Annotated in this window: 9 protein-coding genes; 3 read left to right on the top strand and 6 right to left on the bottom strand. The window is 68.1% G+C overall.

The genetic code is table 11. From position 1 onward, the window contains the following. Positions 1-2: 2 nt before the first annotated feature. Both AAW51_RS14770 and AAW51_RS14765 read right to left on the bottom strand, forming a co-directional pair. Positions 3-974 (bottom strand): cytochrome-c peroxidase, encoded by a 972-nt coding sequence (locus AAW51_RS14770; RefSeq protein WP_053014022.1) that lies wholly within the window; start codon positions 972-974, stop codon positions 3-5. A 292-nt stretch (positions 975-1266) separates the two neighbouring features. Then, positions 1267-1890, bottom strand: coding sequence for an ABC transporter permease (locus AAW51_RS14765; RefSeq protein ID WP_047195213.1), 624 nt, complete (start codon positions 1888-1890; stop codon positions 1267-1269). 266 nt (positions 1891-2156) lie between these two features. Here AAW51_RS14765 and AAW51_RS14760 point away from each other — a divergent pair, with 266 nt between their 5' ends. Beyond that, positions 2157-4388 (top strand): M14 family zinc carboxypeptidase, encoded by a 2232-nt coding sequence (locus tag AAW51_RS14760; RefSeq protein ID WP_053013590.1) that lies wholly within the window; start codon positions 2157-2159, stop codon positions 4386-4388. Between the two features lie 77 nt (positions 4389-4465). On the opposite strand, the gene AAW51_RS14755 is transcribed toward AAW51_RS14760, so the two are convergent. Then, complete coding sequence (locus tag AAW51_RS14755) at positions 4466-7726, bottom strand: lantibiotic dehydratase (RefSeq protein WP_053013589.1); 3261 nt, start codon at positions 7724-7726, stop codon at positions 4466-4468. Positions 7727-7929: 203 nt separating this feature from the next. Between AAW51_RS14755 and AAW51_RS14750 the strand changes: the two genes are divergently transcribed. Together AAW51_RS14750 and AAW51_RS28195 are read left to right on the top strand one after the other, a co-directional pair. After that, the gene (locus tag AAW51_RS14750) at positions 7930-8232 is read left to right on the top strand and encodes a hypothetical protein (RefSeq protein ID WP_047195212.1); all 303 of its coding nucleotides are present in this window, start codon (positions 7930-7932) and stop codon (positions 8230-8232) included. A gap of 25 nt (positions 8233-8257) precedes the next feature. Continuing rightward, positions 8258-9181 carry a cupin-like domain-containing protein gene (locus tag AAW51_RS28195; protein WP_053013588.1) on the top strand — a complete coding sequence of 308 codons (924 nt, stop codon included), beginning with the start codon at positions 8258-8260 and terminating at the stop codon, positions 9179-9181. A 13-nt stretch (positions 9182-9194) separates the two neighbouring features. Here the strand turns inward: AAW51_RS28195 and AAW51_RS14740 are convergent, their stop codons facing one another. The 3 genes from AAW51_RS14740 to AAW51_RS28190 form a co-directional block, all read right to left on the bottom strand. Beyond that, positions 9195-10322, bottom strand: coding sequence for a PepSY-associated TM helix domain-containing protein (locus AAW51_RS14740; protein ID WP_047195211.1), 1128 nt, complete (start codon positions 10320-10322; stop codon positions 9195-9197). A gap of 3 nt (positions 10323-10325) precedes the next feature. Further along, on the bottom strand, positions 10326-12449 hold the full coding sequence (locus AAW51_RS14735) for a TonB-dependent siderophore receptor (RefSeq protein WP_047195210.1): 2124 nt from the start codon (positions 12447-12449) through the stop codon (positions 10326-10328). 126 nt (positions 12450-12575) lie between these two features. Further along, positions 12576-15365, bottom strand: a complete 2790-nt coding sequence (locus AAW51_RS28190) for a hybrid sensor histidine kinase/response regulator (RefSeq protein WP_169788031.1) — start codon at positions 15363-15365, stop codon at positions 12576-12578. Positions 15366-15390: the final 25 nt, after the last annotated feature.

Below are 15390 nucleotides of genomic sequence, written 5' to 3'. Positions count from 1 at the left end.
CCTCACTCCTTGATTTCGCCGTTCAGGCTGCCGAGAAACTTGACGATCGCGTCCTTGTCGTCTCGCGGCGCGGTGCGGCCCAACTGGAAGCGGAACATCACCTCGACGGCTTCCTCGAGCGTCTTCGCCGAGGCATCGTGGAAATAGGGCGGCGTGAGCGCCACGTTGCGCAGGCTCGGCACCTTGAAGACATAGCGGTCTTCGGGTTTCTTGGTGACGTTGTAGCGGCCCTGGTCGGCGTCGGTCAGCGGCTTGCCGGCGGCGCTGCGCGACTTGAAGTAGTCGCCCATCGCGCCGAAACGCTGGAACATGTTGCCGCCGATGTTGACGCCCTGGTGGCAGCCGACACATCCATACGCCTTGAAGCGCTCGTAGCCGCGCTTCTCGATGGCGGTGATGGCATTCGCATCGCCCTGCAGGTAGCGGTCGAAGCGCGAGGGCGTCAGCAACGAGCGCTGGTACACGGCCAGCGCGTCGGAGATGCTGCGCGCGGTCATGCCCTCGGGATACAAGTCTTTGAAATCGCGCGTCAGCTGTGCGTCCTGGTTCAGCTTGCCCAGCACCTCTTCCCAGCTCGAGTTGAACACCCGGGGGCTCTTGACCACCAGGCCCGTCAGCTCTTCGAGCGAGGCCGCGCCGCCGGTCCACTGCTGCCGGAAGTTCAGGCCCGAGTTCCAGACCGTCGGGGTGTTGAAGACATGGGTCTTGCCGCCGGCCCCGACCGACAGCGGCCGCGGATCGGCGCCGCCATGCTGGAAGCTGTGGCAGCTCACGCAGGACACCGAGTTGTCCTTCGCGAAACGCACGTCACGGAACAGTCGGGAGCCGAGGGCTACCTTGCGCGGATCCGCCGCGGGTTTGGCGGGCAGCGGCGAAATCGGTTCGCCGGTCGGCGTTTGCGCTTGCGCGGAACCGGCCGCCATGGCCGAAAGCATCACGGCGATGCGGAACGCGCGTCGCTTGAGATCACCCATCGAGGTGCCCCCTTGGTTGTTGTCGTTGAGATGACCTGGACTGGTCACTTGGTATGGGCCGATGCTAGCGATCGCTCGCGTGGTACTGTGTCCCAGGGGCGCCAGGTTACAGAAAGAAACGAACGAAGTGGCGACAAGTTCACGCTGCTTTGCCCACTCGTTCAGGGGGGTGCGGCGGGGCCTCTGACGTGTCTCAAAGACGCACACGATGGCGGCATCTAGCGCTTGACCCTGCCGGGGCAAAGTTAAGGCAGTTGAGAGCCGCCGGATGTTGAGGGTTAACCCTAGGGGCTCACTCCACTTGCCGCTTGTCGACCTTGGTCGCATGGCCCGCGCTCTGACCACTGCCGATGCGGTTCAGGATGTCCGGCACGAGGCGCTCGGAGAAGCCGGCGATGAACCCCCAGACGATCGCTTTGGCATACGCCTGGGCATCGGTAGGACTCCAGTACTGGATGAAGTCCTGGAAACTCTGACAGGTGCCATGGACACACTCGAAGGCCGGAAACAGATCGCCCTGCAGCAAGCCGGCGGCGAACACCAGGTAGACGACGACCGCGCCGATCATGCCGACCAGGGCCGGCACGCTGGAATACGCCAGCACATAGAAGTTCATGCGGCGGAACAAGCGCTCGTATCCCTTGCGGGGAAACACGTCCTGAAAGGCGTACAGCCGGCGCAAACAGCTGACGAAACCACCGCCGGCGCCTGCCACGATGGTGGCGGTGAGGGGCGTCACGACCCGCCCACCTTCACCGGTCGCCGCGAAGAACAAGCCCACCGCCAGGTAGAGCGTGCCGATCGCGAACGACGAGATGAACAGGCACACGACGAGCAGGCGGTGAGCGTCGAGTGTGTCGAGGTCGTCTTGCAGCGGAGGAACGACGGGGTCGACCTCGCCGTCAGGTGGTTGCATCTGCACTTACCTCGCAGGCACGGGCCACCCACTGTTGACGCGAGCCCTGGCGATGTCAAGCATCGCAGCGCTCTTCGTAACCATGCAATTCGCAGCCATTCTTACTAATTCACTACAGCTGTGCCGCACCCCTCGAAGGGACATTACGGTCCCCAAGTCATGTTCGATGAGGACGATCGGCGTTCCCTGCGGGATCAGCGGTTTTTGGGTTGCACCGCGCCCCGCAACCGTTTCATTCCATCGTGCACATTCGTATCGAGGACACCATGAAGAAGACGATGCTTTCGAGAGGTGCGACGCTGCTGGTTTCCGCCGGCTTCGCGCTCGCGGCGCCGCTGGCCTCTGCCGGGCCCGAGCACAGCAGCGCACCGAGCCAGTTGCGCGCGCAGGAGCGCCAGCGCACCGAGATCTACAAGGCCTACTTCCCCGACGCCGCGACCGGCCGCAAGGCGGCCATCAGCTTCCACGCCAACCTGCTGCAGGCCGATTACGCCCAGGGCTATTTGGTGCTGGAACTGCGCCGCAACGAGATCGCCAAGCTGCAGCGCTTCGGCTTCCGCATCGAGCCGGCGCCCGAGTTCATCGCCAAGCGCGACCAGTTCCTCGCCGACATCGAGTCGGCCAATGCGGCCCGGCAGCGCAACAAGAGCGCATCGGCGGCGGCGACCGACGTCGGCATTCAGGCCATTCCCGGCTATGCCTGCTATCAGACGGTCGAGGAGACCTTTGCGGCCGCCGAAGACATCGTGACCCGGCACCCCAACCTCGCCGAGTGGTTCTCGATCGGCCAATCCTGGCAGAAGCTACAGGGGCAGGGCGGTTACGACCTGCGCGTGCTGAAGGTGACCAACAAGGCGGTGACCGGCGACAAGCCCAAGCTGCTGATCAACTCCGCCATCCATGCGCGTGAGTACGCCACTGCGCCGCTCGCGCTGGACTTCGCCCGCTGGCTGATCGACGGCTACGGCAAGGACGCCGACGCCACCTGGCTGGTCGATCACCATGAGGTGCACTTCCTGCTGCACACCAACCCCGACGGCCGCAAGAAGGCCGAGGCGGGCATCCTCTGGCGCAAGAACGTCAACACGAACTACTGCCCGACCGGCGACTGGCCGGGGGCGGACCTGAACCGCAACTTCACCTTCGACTGGAACGTCACCAACGACGAAGGGTCGAGCGGCGAGCAATGCTCGATGGTCTACCGCGGGCCCAGCCCCTCGTCCGAGCCTGAGGTCGCGGCGCTGGAGAACTACATCCGCAAGATCTGGCCGGACCGGCGCGGCCCGGCGCGCACCGACGCGGCACCGCCCGACACCAGCGGCATCCACCTCGACATCCACAGCTACAGCCAGCTGGTGCTGTGGCCGTGGGGCACCGGCACCGAGCCGGCGCCGAATGGCGATGCCCTGCAAACACTGGGGCGGCGTTTCGCCTTCTTCAACAAGTACACGCCGACCCAGTCGATCGGCCTGTACCCGACCGACGGCACCAGCGACGGCCCGAGCTATGGCGAGCTGGGGGTGGCGGCCTACACCTTCGAGCTGGGCACCAGCTTCTTCCAGGACTGCACCGCCTACCAGAACACCATCCGGCCGGACAACCTGCCGGCGCTGGTCTACGCCGCCAAGGTGTCGCGCGCGCCGTACCTGTTGCCCGGTGGCCCGGACGTCAACGCGCTGCTGATCTATGACGAGGGCGGCGTGCCGGCCGGCACCGAGGCGTGGATCGAAGGTGCTGCGACCGACGAGCGCTACAACAACAGCAACGGCACCGAGCCGACGCACCCGATCACGGCCGTCGAGGCCTACATCGACGTGCCGCCGTGGGTGCCGGGCGCCGTGGCGGTGCCGCTGCAGCCGGTGGACGGGCGCTACGACGCCAAGTCCGAACGCTTCCAGGGGGTGCTCAACACCAAGGGCCTGAAGACCGGACGCCATCTGGTCTATGTGCGCTCGCGCGACGCTTCCGGTCAATACGGCCCGGTGTCCGCCGCCTTCCTGAACGTCAGCCAGGCGGTGCCGCCGGTGCCGCTGAAGGCCGCCTTCACGGCCGACTGCACGGCGCTGACCTGCCAGTTCGACGCCAGCGCCTCGACCGGCAACATCGTGGCCTATGCCTGGAACTTCGGTGACGGCGGCCATGCCAGCGGCGTCAAGACCGGCCACACCTTCAGCGGCCCCGGCAGCTACAAGGTGACCCTGACGGTCTCGGACAACACCGCGACGCGTACGGTCAGCCAGGACCTGACCGTCAAGCGCCCGGCCACCATCGGGCTGACCGCCAACGTCAAGAAGCTGTGGTTGTTCGGCTGGGTCCAGCTGCAATGGACCGGCGCCACCGGGGACCGTGTGGATGTGTACCGCAACGGCAGCCTGCTGCGGACGGTGCGCAACGACGGCAGCTTCAACGACCTGCAACCGGCCGGCACCTGGACCTATAAGGTGTGCCAGGCCGGCTCGACCGCGGTGTGCTCGGCGGAACAGACCGTGAGCTTCTGACCTTCCGAGGCTAGACCTAACAGGGGCGGGCGCCGTGAGGCGCCCGCCCCTTGTCGTTTCGTCGGTCGCCGACGCCCTCAACCGAGGTCGGTCGCCTCGGCCTGCTGCCGTTGTTGCAGGCGCGCATCCCAGGCCCGGCATAGCAGGTCGTAGAGCACCAACTCCTGCAGATTGGCGGCGTGCCGGAACATGCGGTGGGCCGACATGTGCACGAGGTGGCCGGCCAGCGTCGGGAGGGAAGACGAAAGCCGTCCTGCTGCTGCCAGCTGTTGCAGCCCCGCGATCGCCGCCGTGGCTGCTTGCGTGCGCAGGCTCAGCGTCTGCGCGGCGCGCCGCATGTGCGGCGGTGGTGTGTCGAGCAGCGCCTGCACCTCCGCCCGGTGGCGCCGGCAGGTGGCGCCGAGCCGACGCTGCAGATCCGGCAGGCCGGCGAAGTGCGTCAGCTGCGTATCGCGGCAGGCCCGGGCCACGTCACGTCGCTGCACGGGGTCGAACCGAAACGCCTCCAACCAGGCCGCGATGCCGAGCAGTGCGAGCCGCCAGCGATCCCCGGTGTTGCGCTCGCCCGCGATGAGGGCCACCGTCGCATCGCTGTCGGCTTCGAACAGCTGTTCGCACAGATCGAGCCCCGCCGGGCCGCCGTAGCGCACCAGCTCCGGCACGTAGCGATCGGTCGCAATGCTGCGGATGCAGTCGCCGGCGGCGCCACATGCGGCAAACAACCGGGGCGCGGCTTCGCGCCACAGCCATGCCGGGGTGCCGCGCAGCCGCAGCCTCAGGTGCGGCGCAGGGTCGGCATACCGAACGAAAAACCAGCGATCGAAACCCGGTTCGCGGCGCAACGCCGCGATCGCCGGTCGCAGCACTTCGCACAGCAGCCGGTCCTGTGCCGCCACGCTGCAGTACAGCTTCAGATAGAGCCAGCCGGTGGCCGCCTCGTCGTCGCCGGCCTCTTCATGCCGCCAGCGGGGCGCTGACGTCGCGAACGCGGGTGCTGCCACCGCGGCTGCCCGGACACAGGGAACCACCAGCTCGTGCACGTAGTGCCCCTGTTCACCTTCGGCGACGAGGTCCGACGGGGGCGGGAACATCTCGCAGAGCCGGACGCTAGCGCGTCGTCGAGCCTGTTGCACCAGGCTGTCGAGCGACAAGCAGTTGTCCAGATCGACGGGCAGCGTGAGGTCACCGTCCTCGAGGCAGACGAAGCGGGGCAGCTTCAGGCGCGCGCGCCACATTTGCAGCGCGGCATAGTGCGCGGCATCGTCTGGCCCCGGCTCCGGCGGCATCTCGCGTCCGGCCAGGTTCCAGGTGGCCAGCGACAGCACCAACCGGCCTTGCACCACACGCGGCAAAAAGGGCGCGTCGGCAAGCGCGCCCCATGAAAAGCCGGCGTCCTCCACGCTGCCGTGTGCCGCCAGGCTGACCAGAAATCGATAAGCGCTGCAACTGCTGCGGCGCCAGGCATGGGCGCAGGACAAGTGGGGCAACACGCGCCGGTCCAGGCGCGCCGAGCGCAATTGGATGCGGCCGCGGTCGACCGAAACAAGCAGATCGGACAGCGGTAGCTGCCGGTCCTGCGGCGCGCCCGACGGGTCGAGCACCGGGATCTCGTATTCGCGCAAGACCGGTCGGGCCATCACGTTGCCGGCCCGGCCCTGCGGCAGGTGCACTACCTCGGCATGCACGGCATCCGGGTCGCAGGCCTCTTCGGCGCGCAGCGCGGCGCGCACAAGGCGCTCCAGTTCGGCGTCCCCCTGACAGAAGCGGCCCAACAAGCGCACGGAACTGGGGCCGAGACAGCGGCGCAGGTGGAGCGTGTAGTCCGGTTCGGCGAGGGCCGCCCCGGGGCGCGGTGCCAGCGTGACCAGCACGCCCATGCCCGGCGGCAGTTGCGGCCGCTGTCCCTCGGTCAGGTCGTGCAGGTCGTCCTCGGTCAGCTCCATCTCGAGGGCCTGCTGCTGTAGCGTCTCACCCAGCCGACGCAGCAACACCGCGTCGCGCCGTGTCCAGGCCGGGGCTGCCGGAACCTGTGGCGCGAAAGCCCAGCCGTCGAGCAAGGGCGCCGTGTCCGCGGTGGCCGACACACCGTCGTCGCCGAAGCCGAGCCCGCCGTCTTCGTCGAGCGCTTCCAGCAGTGGCACCTCGCGGTCGCCATAGCGCTGTTCGAAACGATGCACGAAGTCGTCCAGCGCCCGCTCATGACCGTCGACGGCGAGCCGGGCCAGCAGTTCGGCACCCGCGGCCACCTCGTCAGCCACCCGGTGCGACAGCTGTGGGTCACCGCCCGGTTTGTGCAGGTCGATGCGGAGCAAACGGGCCGGGTCGGTGACGCCTGGCAGGCTGCGCAAGCGGGCCTCGACGTGCGCCAGCCGTCGGCGGCGCGTATCGTCGTCGTCGCGGCTGCGGTCGAGTTCACCCAGCGCGTCTTGCACCTCGTCCAGCGTGGCGGCCGGCACCCGGCCGTCGGGCAGCTCGCGCAGGCGGTCCGCCAGGGCCTGCACCGGGTCAGGGCCGGTCAAGACGAGGTCCAGGGGCGAGCGCAGCAAGCCGGCGTCGACCAGCTCGAGCAGGTAGTCGTGCGCCTGCGTCAGGTCGACGTCGTCGAACTGCGCGCACAAGGCTTGCGCCAACTCGTCCAGCGTCGCCCCTGGGGCATCACCCGCACGCTGCAGCACCACGCGCAGATAGCCGGTGGGCTCGACGTCGACCAGGTGGCAGCTGCGGGTGCGGCCTTGCAATCGGAGTTCGTGGTAACGCCAGCGTCCTGCCACCTCGTAGACAGAGGAGGCGGCGATAAAGCGCAGCTGCGAGCGCAAGCTGGGGTCTTGCGACAAGTGCGCGGCCAGCTGCAGCACGTGCTCGAGGTCGAGCCGTGTGTGGCGTACGTGGTGTCGCCGGGGCGGCACCACAAGGTGCACACGGTCGGAAAGGCGGCCGGTGCTGGTGCCGGCGAAGAGGCCGAAAGGTGTCGCACGTCCCGCCATGCGCATCAGGTAGCGCACCAACGTCGCCTCGAGTTGCAGGGCGGCGCGGCCGGGGGAGCCGGCAAGCCACGGCCCGAGTCGGTGGCACAGGCCGGGGGAAGCGACCTCGAGCGCGGCCTGCACCTCGGCGCGTTGGATGATGCTGCGCAAGCGCTGTCGCAACCGCTGTCGGTCCAGCGCCAGCGCGTCAGCCAACGCCCCGTCGGTATCCCAGGTCCGGCGGGCCGACAGCTCCGCGCTCCACGCGTGGATCTCGTCCCACGGCAGCGCCGGGGTGCGCAGGACGAAAAAGCCGGCGCAGCGCAGCCCCGGCTTGGCGCGCTGCACATCCTTGGGCTTCGACGGGTGCTGCATCGGCAGGCTCTCCTTCACGCCATCGCTGCCTACGGTACGCGGTGTTGCCTGGTCCGGCATCCCCCTTCAGAGGGGCCCTGCGCGCAGGTGCTCATCGGGTGTTCACGGATGGGACGGCCCACAGGCGTGAACGAACATGAAGCCAGACCCGAGACCGAACGCGATGCCGTCCTGCCTCGGGCCCACCACGAAGGGAGCTGCTCATGTCACCGAACCCGTGCGTCACCGACGACGACGTCACCCGCCTGACCGAAAAACTGTCGCAATGGGCGGCGTCCAGCCTGAGCCTGCAAGAGCAGACGCTGCTGGCCGGCGTGCTGGAACTGGCGGGCAAGATGTATGAGGGCACCACGTCGGCCGACGGCAAGCGCAAGCTGCCGCTGACGCGCGAGACGGTGCGTGACCTGAACCTCTGGGAGCGATTGATCGAGACCCAGGGACACAGCCTCTGGACCTGCGACAGGCCGCCTGTCTTTGGTGAGGACGTGATCAACCCGCAGGCCTGAGCGGGCGAGGCAGGGGCGGCGCGAGATGGACACCATCGACATCCCGAGGGTCGATGCGCGCCGCTTCAGGCCGCCGCGCTGGAGTCGAGAACCGCGCGTCGTCGAGGGCAACGTCGATGACTGGCCCGCGTTGAGACGTTGGCAGCCCGACTACCTCAAGCGCGTCGTGGGCGGCACGTCAGTGGCCGTCCGTGAGGCGACAGGGGCACCGCGCAACATCTACCAGAACCTGTCGCAAGGCGGGCGCATCACCTTCTCGCAGTACTTCGACTGGGTGCTGGAACTGGCACAGGCGCCCGATTTCCGTGCCATCGAAGCCACTGCCTCAGCCGACCCCGGCCGCATCTCGCAGGCGGTGTGCGACACCGGCTTCGAGTGTTCCTACTACCTCGATGCCAACCTGCACCGATGCCTGCCGCAGCTGCTCGCCGATGTGCGCACGCCGCCGTGGTATCGCGAGGCGCCGGTGGACACCATCTTCTGGTGCGGTGTGCTGGGCACCTCGTGCGGTCTGCATTCCGACGTGACGCCCAACTGCAACGTCCAGGTGGCGGGCCGCAAGCACTTCATGCTGTACCCGCCGTCGCAGGCGCGCTGGCTGTACCAGCTGCCCGGACGCACCCATTGCCGCTTCGACCCCAACCAGCCCGATTTCGAGCGCTTTCCGTTGGCGCGCAACGCACGCGGATGGCAGTGCGTGTTGCAACCGGGCGAGTCGCTCTACATCCCGGTCGGGTGGTTCCATCAGGTCACTGTGGTGTCCGGGTATGCGCTCAACGTCAACTTCTTCTGGCCGCGGCCGTTTCCGCAGGGGCTGCTGACGCCCGCACTGTGGCAACTGCTGTTGCGCCGCGGTTGGGCCCGGTTGCATCTGGCCGCACGCGGCGCCAGGCCCGTGGCGCCTGCGAAGGGGCGCCAGGTCGTGACGCCGCGAGCGGGACAGGGCTGAGCCGCAAAGCCTCTCAGCCTTTCGGCGGCGCTCCTTCCACACCGACGGCGCGTCCACGCGCTGGGGCAGGGCGCGCGCGCCGCTGCCACCACAACACCAGCCCGCTGCCGCCGAGCCCGGCCAGTGCGGCGCCGAACAGCAGGTTGACCACCGTCTGCCACGGCCCGCCCAGGCTGCCGATGTGCAGCGGATAGACCCAGGTGTAGGCGCGCGCGCCGGTGTCGAGCTCGTGCCAGCGGTGCACCGCCAGCACCGCGCCGTCGCGTGGGTCGAAGTAGACGGAACTCAGGCCGTTCGGGTGCGGGTCGTCCGGCAGCCGCAGACGCACCCGCCCGGCCTTGCCTGCGGGCGGCCATTGCACATAACCGAGCTGCCCCTGCGGCAGGCGACGGCGCGCCTCGGCCACCACTGCGTCGAGCGACACGGGCTGGCTTGCCGCAGCGGTAGCCGGCAGCGCAGGAGCGGATCGCGCGACACCGCCGCTGACCTGGGTGACCCAGGCCGACAGGGGCCGCCACGCCATGTAGGCGCCGCTCACGACGCTGACCAGGATGCCGAGGCCCAGGGCCGCTCCGGTGACCCGGTGCAAGTCGAACAGCGCGCGCAGCATCCCGGCATCGAGCTTGATGCGTACCGCATGGCACCAGCGCGCCGGCCACCACAACACGACGCCCGACACCAGCAGCACCAGGTAGGCGAGCACGGCCGTCGCAAGCACTGCTCGGCCGGTGTCTTCCAGCAGCAGCGTGGCGTGCAGCTCGAACAAGAAATTGAACACGCCCTCGTGTTCGCCACGCCGGCCCAGTTCGTCGCCGCTGGCCGGGTCCAGGTGCAAGGTGCCATGCCAGGCGTCGCCTCTTACAAACACCTGCAGGGCTTCGCCGGCCACGCGTGGCGGGCGGAACGTGAGGGTGGTGCCGCTGCCGAACTCGTGCACCAGACGCTGCCGGATCGCGTCGAGCTGCACCTCACCGGTCACCGGGGTGGCGCGGAACAGCTCGGGATGTGCCCAGGCGTCGAGCGGCCGGGCGACGACGAGGGCCGCACCCGTGAGGCCCGAGAGCAGCAGCAACAGGCCCAGGCTCAGCCCCAGCCAGCGGTGTGCCAGCCGCCATGCCTGGCGTGCTTTTGCGCGGGCCACGGTTCAGAAGTCGAACTTCGCCGCCAGACGCAAGGTGCGCGGCAGGCCCACCCCCACCAAGCCGTTGCCGGCGGTGCTCCAGTAGTCGCGGTTGGTGGCGTTGTCGAGGTTGGCCTGCCAGGTCACCGGCACGCCCTGCCACTGTGTGGTGTAGCGCGTGCCGGCCGACAGGGTGGTATAGCTGCCGACGTAGCCGGTGTTGGTGTTGTTGATCGCGCGCTTGCCGACGTGATAGACGCCTGCATTCACAGCCCAGCCCGGCACTGCCGCAAGCTTGTATTCAGCGAACAGGCTCGCGGTGTGTTTGGCCGTGTTCTCCGGCGTCTTGCCTTGCTCGCCGGCGACGCGAGACTCGGTGATCTCGGCGTCCAGCCACTGCGCCGATGCGATGAACGACCACTGCGGGCTCAACTCGCCCGCGGCCGACAGTTCCACACCGCGCGAGCGGCTGCGGCCGGCCAACAGCAAACGCATGGTGCTGGCCTCGGTGGTCGTCAGCTCGCGGTCGATGTCGAAATAGGCGGACTGCAGCAACAGGCCACGGCCGACCCGCGCCTTCACGCCCAGCTCCTTCTGGCGGCTCACCGCGGGGCGCAAGAATTCGCCGTAGTTGGCGTTCCGCTCGCCGGGCTGGGCGCTTTCCTCCAGGCCTTCCAGGTAGCTCGCATACACCGACAGTGCATCCGTGGCCTTGTACAGCAGCGACACGTTGGGTGTGGTGGCCGAGGTGTCGTAGCGGGTGTCGGACGACGCGGCGCTGGCGAAGACGCGGCGTGTCGAGTCGTAGCGGTAGTCGGTGTGCCGGACGCCGGCCAGCACCTGCCACTGGTCATTGAGGATCAACCGGTCGGAGAGGTACAGCCCGGTGTCGACGATCTCGGTGTCGTTATCGCCGCTCGCGGCCGGCAGGGGCAATTCGGGCAGCGCCACGGGCTGGTACAGATTCTGCGAACGGTTGACTCTGTCGTAGTTGAGCGCGTCGTCATGGCGCCGGTTGCGCGTGACACCGGCCGTCAGCTCATGCTGGAGCGGGCCGGTGGCCACCCGGCCGGACACTTCGGCGCGCAGGTTCTGGTTCACGTAACTCTGGTCGTCGACGAAGTTCTGTTGCAGCGTGCCGGCACCGGTGGCGGGGTTCTGCAGCGTGAACGACGCGTAGCGCCGGTCGCGCACGGTGCGCGCGCGACCGGCCTCCAGCGTCAGCAGCCAGGTGTCGTTCAAGGCCACGTCGGCCCGCAACAGCATGTTGGTGGCGGCGCCCTTGTAGCGCTGCCACTCGTCGCCGAGGTTGAAGTCGTTGGCCGGCATGGGCGGCACCTGCGTGGTGGCAGTCAGCGCGGGCGGTTCGCTGACGTCCTTGCGATAGTGCTCGAGGTCGAACTTCAGATTCAGCTTGGGGCTGACCTTCCAATCCCAGGCGAGCGAGGCCAGCGAACGGTCGCCCTTGACCTTCTCCACCCCCGTCTCGACCTTGCCCGCCGCCGCATTGACCCGTAGTCCCATCGTGCCCTCGGGCCCGAAACGCCGGCTCACATCCATGTGCAGGTCGGCCCCGCCGTGCTGGTTGACCGAGGTGGTGACACTGCTCAGCGCCTGCGCCGTGGGCCGCTTGGTGACGTAGTTGACGATGCCCGACGGCGGGATGAAGCCGTAGTAGAGCGACGAAGCGCCTTTCAACACCTCGACGCGCTCCTTGTTCTCGAGCGGCACCTCGACCAGGTTGATGATCGGCAGCGAGCCGTTGAGCCGGTGGTTGCCGCGGTTTTCGACCAGGATGCCGCGGATCGAGATGTTGTCGTAGGTGGCGCCGTTGAGTTGCGAGCGCGTCACCCCGGCGGTATTGCGCAAGGCCTCGTAGAGCGTGCGTGCGCCTTGTGCATCGAGCACCTCGCGGGTGACCGCGTTGTTGGTCATCGGCACGTCGAGCGGGTCCTGGTCGCGGAAGGTTCCCACCTGCACGCTGTTCGACGTGAAGCTGCGGCTGCGCTGCCCGGAGACCCTGACCTCCGGCAGCGCGGTGTCGGCAGAGGCGGACTGGGCCGCGGCGGTATCGGGCAGGCCGCACAAGGCGGCACAGGCCGTGGCGAGGACAGAGAGGGCGGGAAAGCGCGAAACGTCAGGACGCATGCGTGCAAATCTTTCTTGTAAATGCGAAGCGTTCGCATTCTATGTGAAAGTTTTACTTCCTCAGACGCCCGGGCGCCGTGGTGCCGCCGGACCTTGCGCCGGTCCCTATGGGCGCGAGAAGGGCGGTCAGTGAGAGGGAAGCTGGGGGGCCGAGGTGGACGCGGCCAGTGTCCGTGCCACCGCGCCGCCGAGTTCCTCGACGCAGTTCTGCTTGGGGATGATGTCGCGCACGCCAGCCTGCAAGGCCTCGTGGCGAAGCTCGTCGGTGAGAAAGCCGGTGATGATGATCACGGGCAGCTCAGGGTGCAGCTGCAGTACCTGGCGCGCCAGCTCGATACCGGTCAGCCCGGGCATGTTCTGGTCGGTCAGCAAAAGGTCGCAGCGCCTCGCTTGGCTGGTGAGGGCGGCGACCGCCACGTGCGGGTCCGCATAGCAGGTGACGTGGTAGCCCAGCCGTTGCAGCAGGGCTTCGACCGTCAGCAGCATCATCTCGTCGTCGTCGACGTACAGCACATGCTGACCCGCACCGTGCAGCGCGTCGAGGGCACCGGGGCGGGTGGGCGCGTCTTCGTCGCCCGCGTCGCGCAGGGCCGGGATGTACAGGTGGAAGGTGCTGCCCTGGCCGGGCGTGCTCTCGACCGCCACGGCACCGTCGTGCGCCATCACGATGCGGTGCACGACGGCCAGACCGAGGCCGGTGCCCTGGCCGGGCGGCCGGGTGGTGAAGAACGGATCGAAGATGCGTGCGCGCGTCGACTCGTCGATGCCGTTCCCCGTGTCGCTCACCCACAGGTGGGCGTGGCAGCCGGGTGCCAACAATCCCAGCCGCGACACATCGGCTTGCTCCAGTGTCACGTCTTCCAGTCCGATCGTGATGACACCCTGCTCGTCCGGCAGCGCCTGTCGGGCGTTGGTGCACAGGCTCAGCAAAGCCTGCTGGAGCTGGTTGCCGTCGAGTGCGGCGAACAATGGCGCCGCGCTCACGCTCACCTGCAGGTTGATCGTGTCGGGCAGCGTGTGGCGCAGCAGCACCAGCGTCTCGTCCATCACCGCGCGGATGTCCTGCTGGCGTCGCTCGGAACTCTGACGCCCGCCGAAGGCCAGCAGGTGCTGCACCAGCGAGCGGGCTCGCTGGCTCGACTGCCGGATGTGTGCCAGGTGTTCGAGCGCGGCCGCCCGATCCGGCAGGTCTTCTTGCGCCAACTGCAGATTGCCGAGGATCGCCGCCAGGATGTTGTTGAACTCGTGCGCGATGCCACCGGCCAAGGTGCCGACCGACTCCATCTTCTTCGCTTGTCGCAGTTGGTCCTCCAGTTCGCGCCGGCGTTCGTCTTCTTGTTTGCGCAGCGTGATGTCGCGCTCGACGGCCACGAAGTTCGTACAGCGCCCGTCGCGGTCGCAGATGGGCGAGATCTCGAGCTCGACCCAGTACTCGCGTCCGGTCTTGCCATAGTTGATCAGCTCTGCGCGCACGCTGTGCTTGGCATGCAGCGCTGCCGAGATGCGCTCCAGTTCGCTGCGGCGCGTCTTCGGCCCCTGAAGCATGCGCGGGCTCCTGCCTAGCACTTCGCTGCGGTGGTAGTCGCACAAGCGTTCGACGGCCTGGTTGACGTAGACGATGCGCGGGCCGGGCGGTTCCAGGCGGGCGTCGGTGATCATCAGCACGTCGTTGGAGTGTCCGATGCCGATGTCGAGCAGCCGCAGTTGTTCGAGCCGGGCGTGCCGCTCGCTGACGTCGCGGAAATAGATGGCCAGCCCTTCCGGCGACGGAAACAGGCGCACCTCGAACCATCGCTTCAGCGGCTCGTAGTACGTCTCGAAGTCGGTCGCCCGATGGTCTTTCACGGCCTTGCGCGCCTCCATCTCGAAAGTGCTGCCGAGCGAATCCGGAAACAGATCCCACACCACGCCGCCAAGACATTCGTCGCGACTGAGCTCCAGCAAGCGCTCGAACTCGCGGTTGACGACGACCAGCCGCCAGTCGGGGTCGACACAGCAGAATGCGTCGGTGATGCTTTCGAGGGTCTCGGCAAGACGCGAGGACAAACGCTGCTGCTGCTGCTGCTGCTGCTGCTGCTGCTGCTGCTGCTCGGCCAGCCGGCGTTCGGTGATGTCCTGAAGCACGCCTTGCACGCCCACGACAGCGCCGGTCGCGTCCTTCACGGCGTGACCGATGCTGCGCACGTAGCGCCGCTGCCCATCCAGCGCGCACAGTTCGACCTCCTCGTCGTAGCTGGCGCCGGTGGCTGCGCACCGGTCGAAGGCGGCCTTCAGGCGTTCGCGGGACTCGTCGACGTACAACGCGAGCGCGGCCGAGACTTCGAGGGTCTCTCCGGCAGGGACGCCGTGGATGGCCGCCACCTGGTCGGACCACTGCGCGTGGCCACTTGCCAAGTCGAGTTCCCAGCCACCGACGTGGGCAAGACGGCCCGCCATTGCCAGCAAAGAGTTGGTGCGACGCATCGTGTCGGCACGTTCGCAAAGCTGGGCCTGCCAACGGCGACGCAGCTCGATCTCGACCGCCAGCAGGTGGCCCGCGGTCTCCAGGGCCTGGATCTGGTCGACACGGAGTTGTCGGGGAACGCAGTCGAGCACCGCGAGCGTGCCGAGCGTGAGGCCTGATGGCGAGCGCAGCGGCACACAGGCATAAAAGCGCAGATGGGGCGGCGCCAGCACACAAGGGGCGCCCGCGTAGCGGCGGTCCGCGCGCAAGTCTTCGACGACCTGCGTCGCCTCACCCGACAGCGGTTCGCACTGCAGTACCAGGGCGCCAGCGGCGACCGCGATGGCGTCGAGGCCGGCGGTGGCCACCACCCGGGGCGCCTGTCCGTCGTGAACGGTGATCAATGCCGACGGGGTGTCGCAAAGCGTGGCGGCCAGGCGCGCGACCGGTCCGAAGTCGGGGCCCGCGGGCAAATCATTCGCCCCGATCGCCGGCCCC

The organism is Caldimonas brevitalea (assembly GCF_001017435.1).
GTDB lineage: Bacteria > Pseudomonadota > Gammaproteobacteria > Burkholderiales > Burkholderiaceae_C > Caldimonas > Caldimonas brevitalea.
The sequence above is the reverse complement of the archived record's forward strand: the minus strand, read 5'-3'. Positions and strand labels throughout refer to the sequence as shown.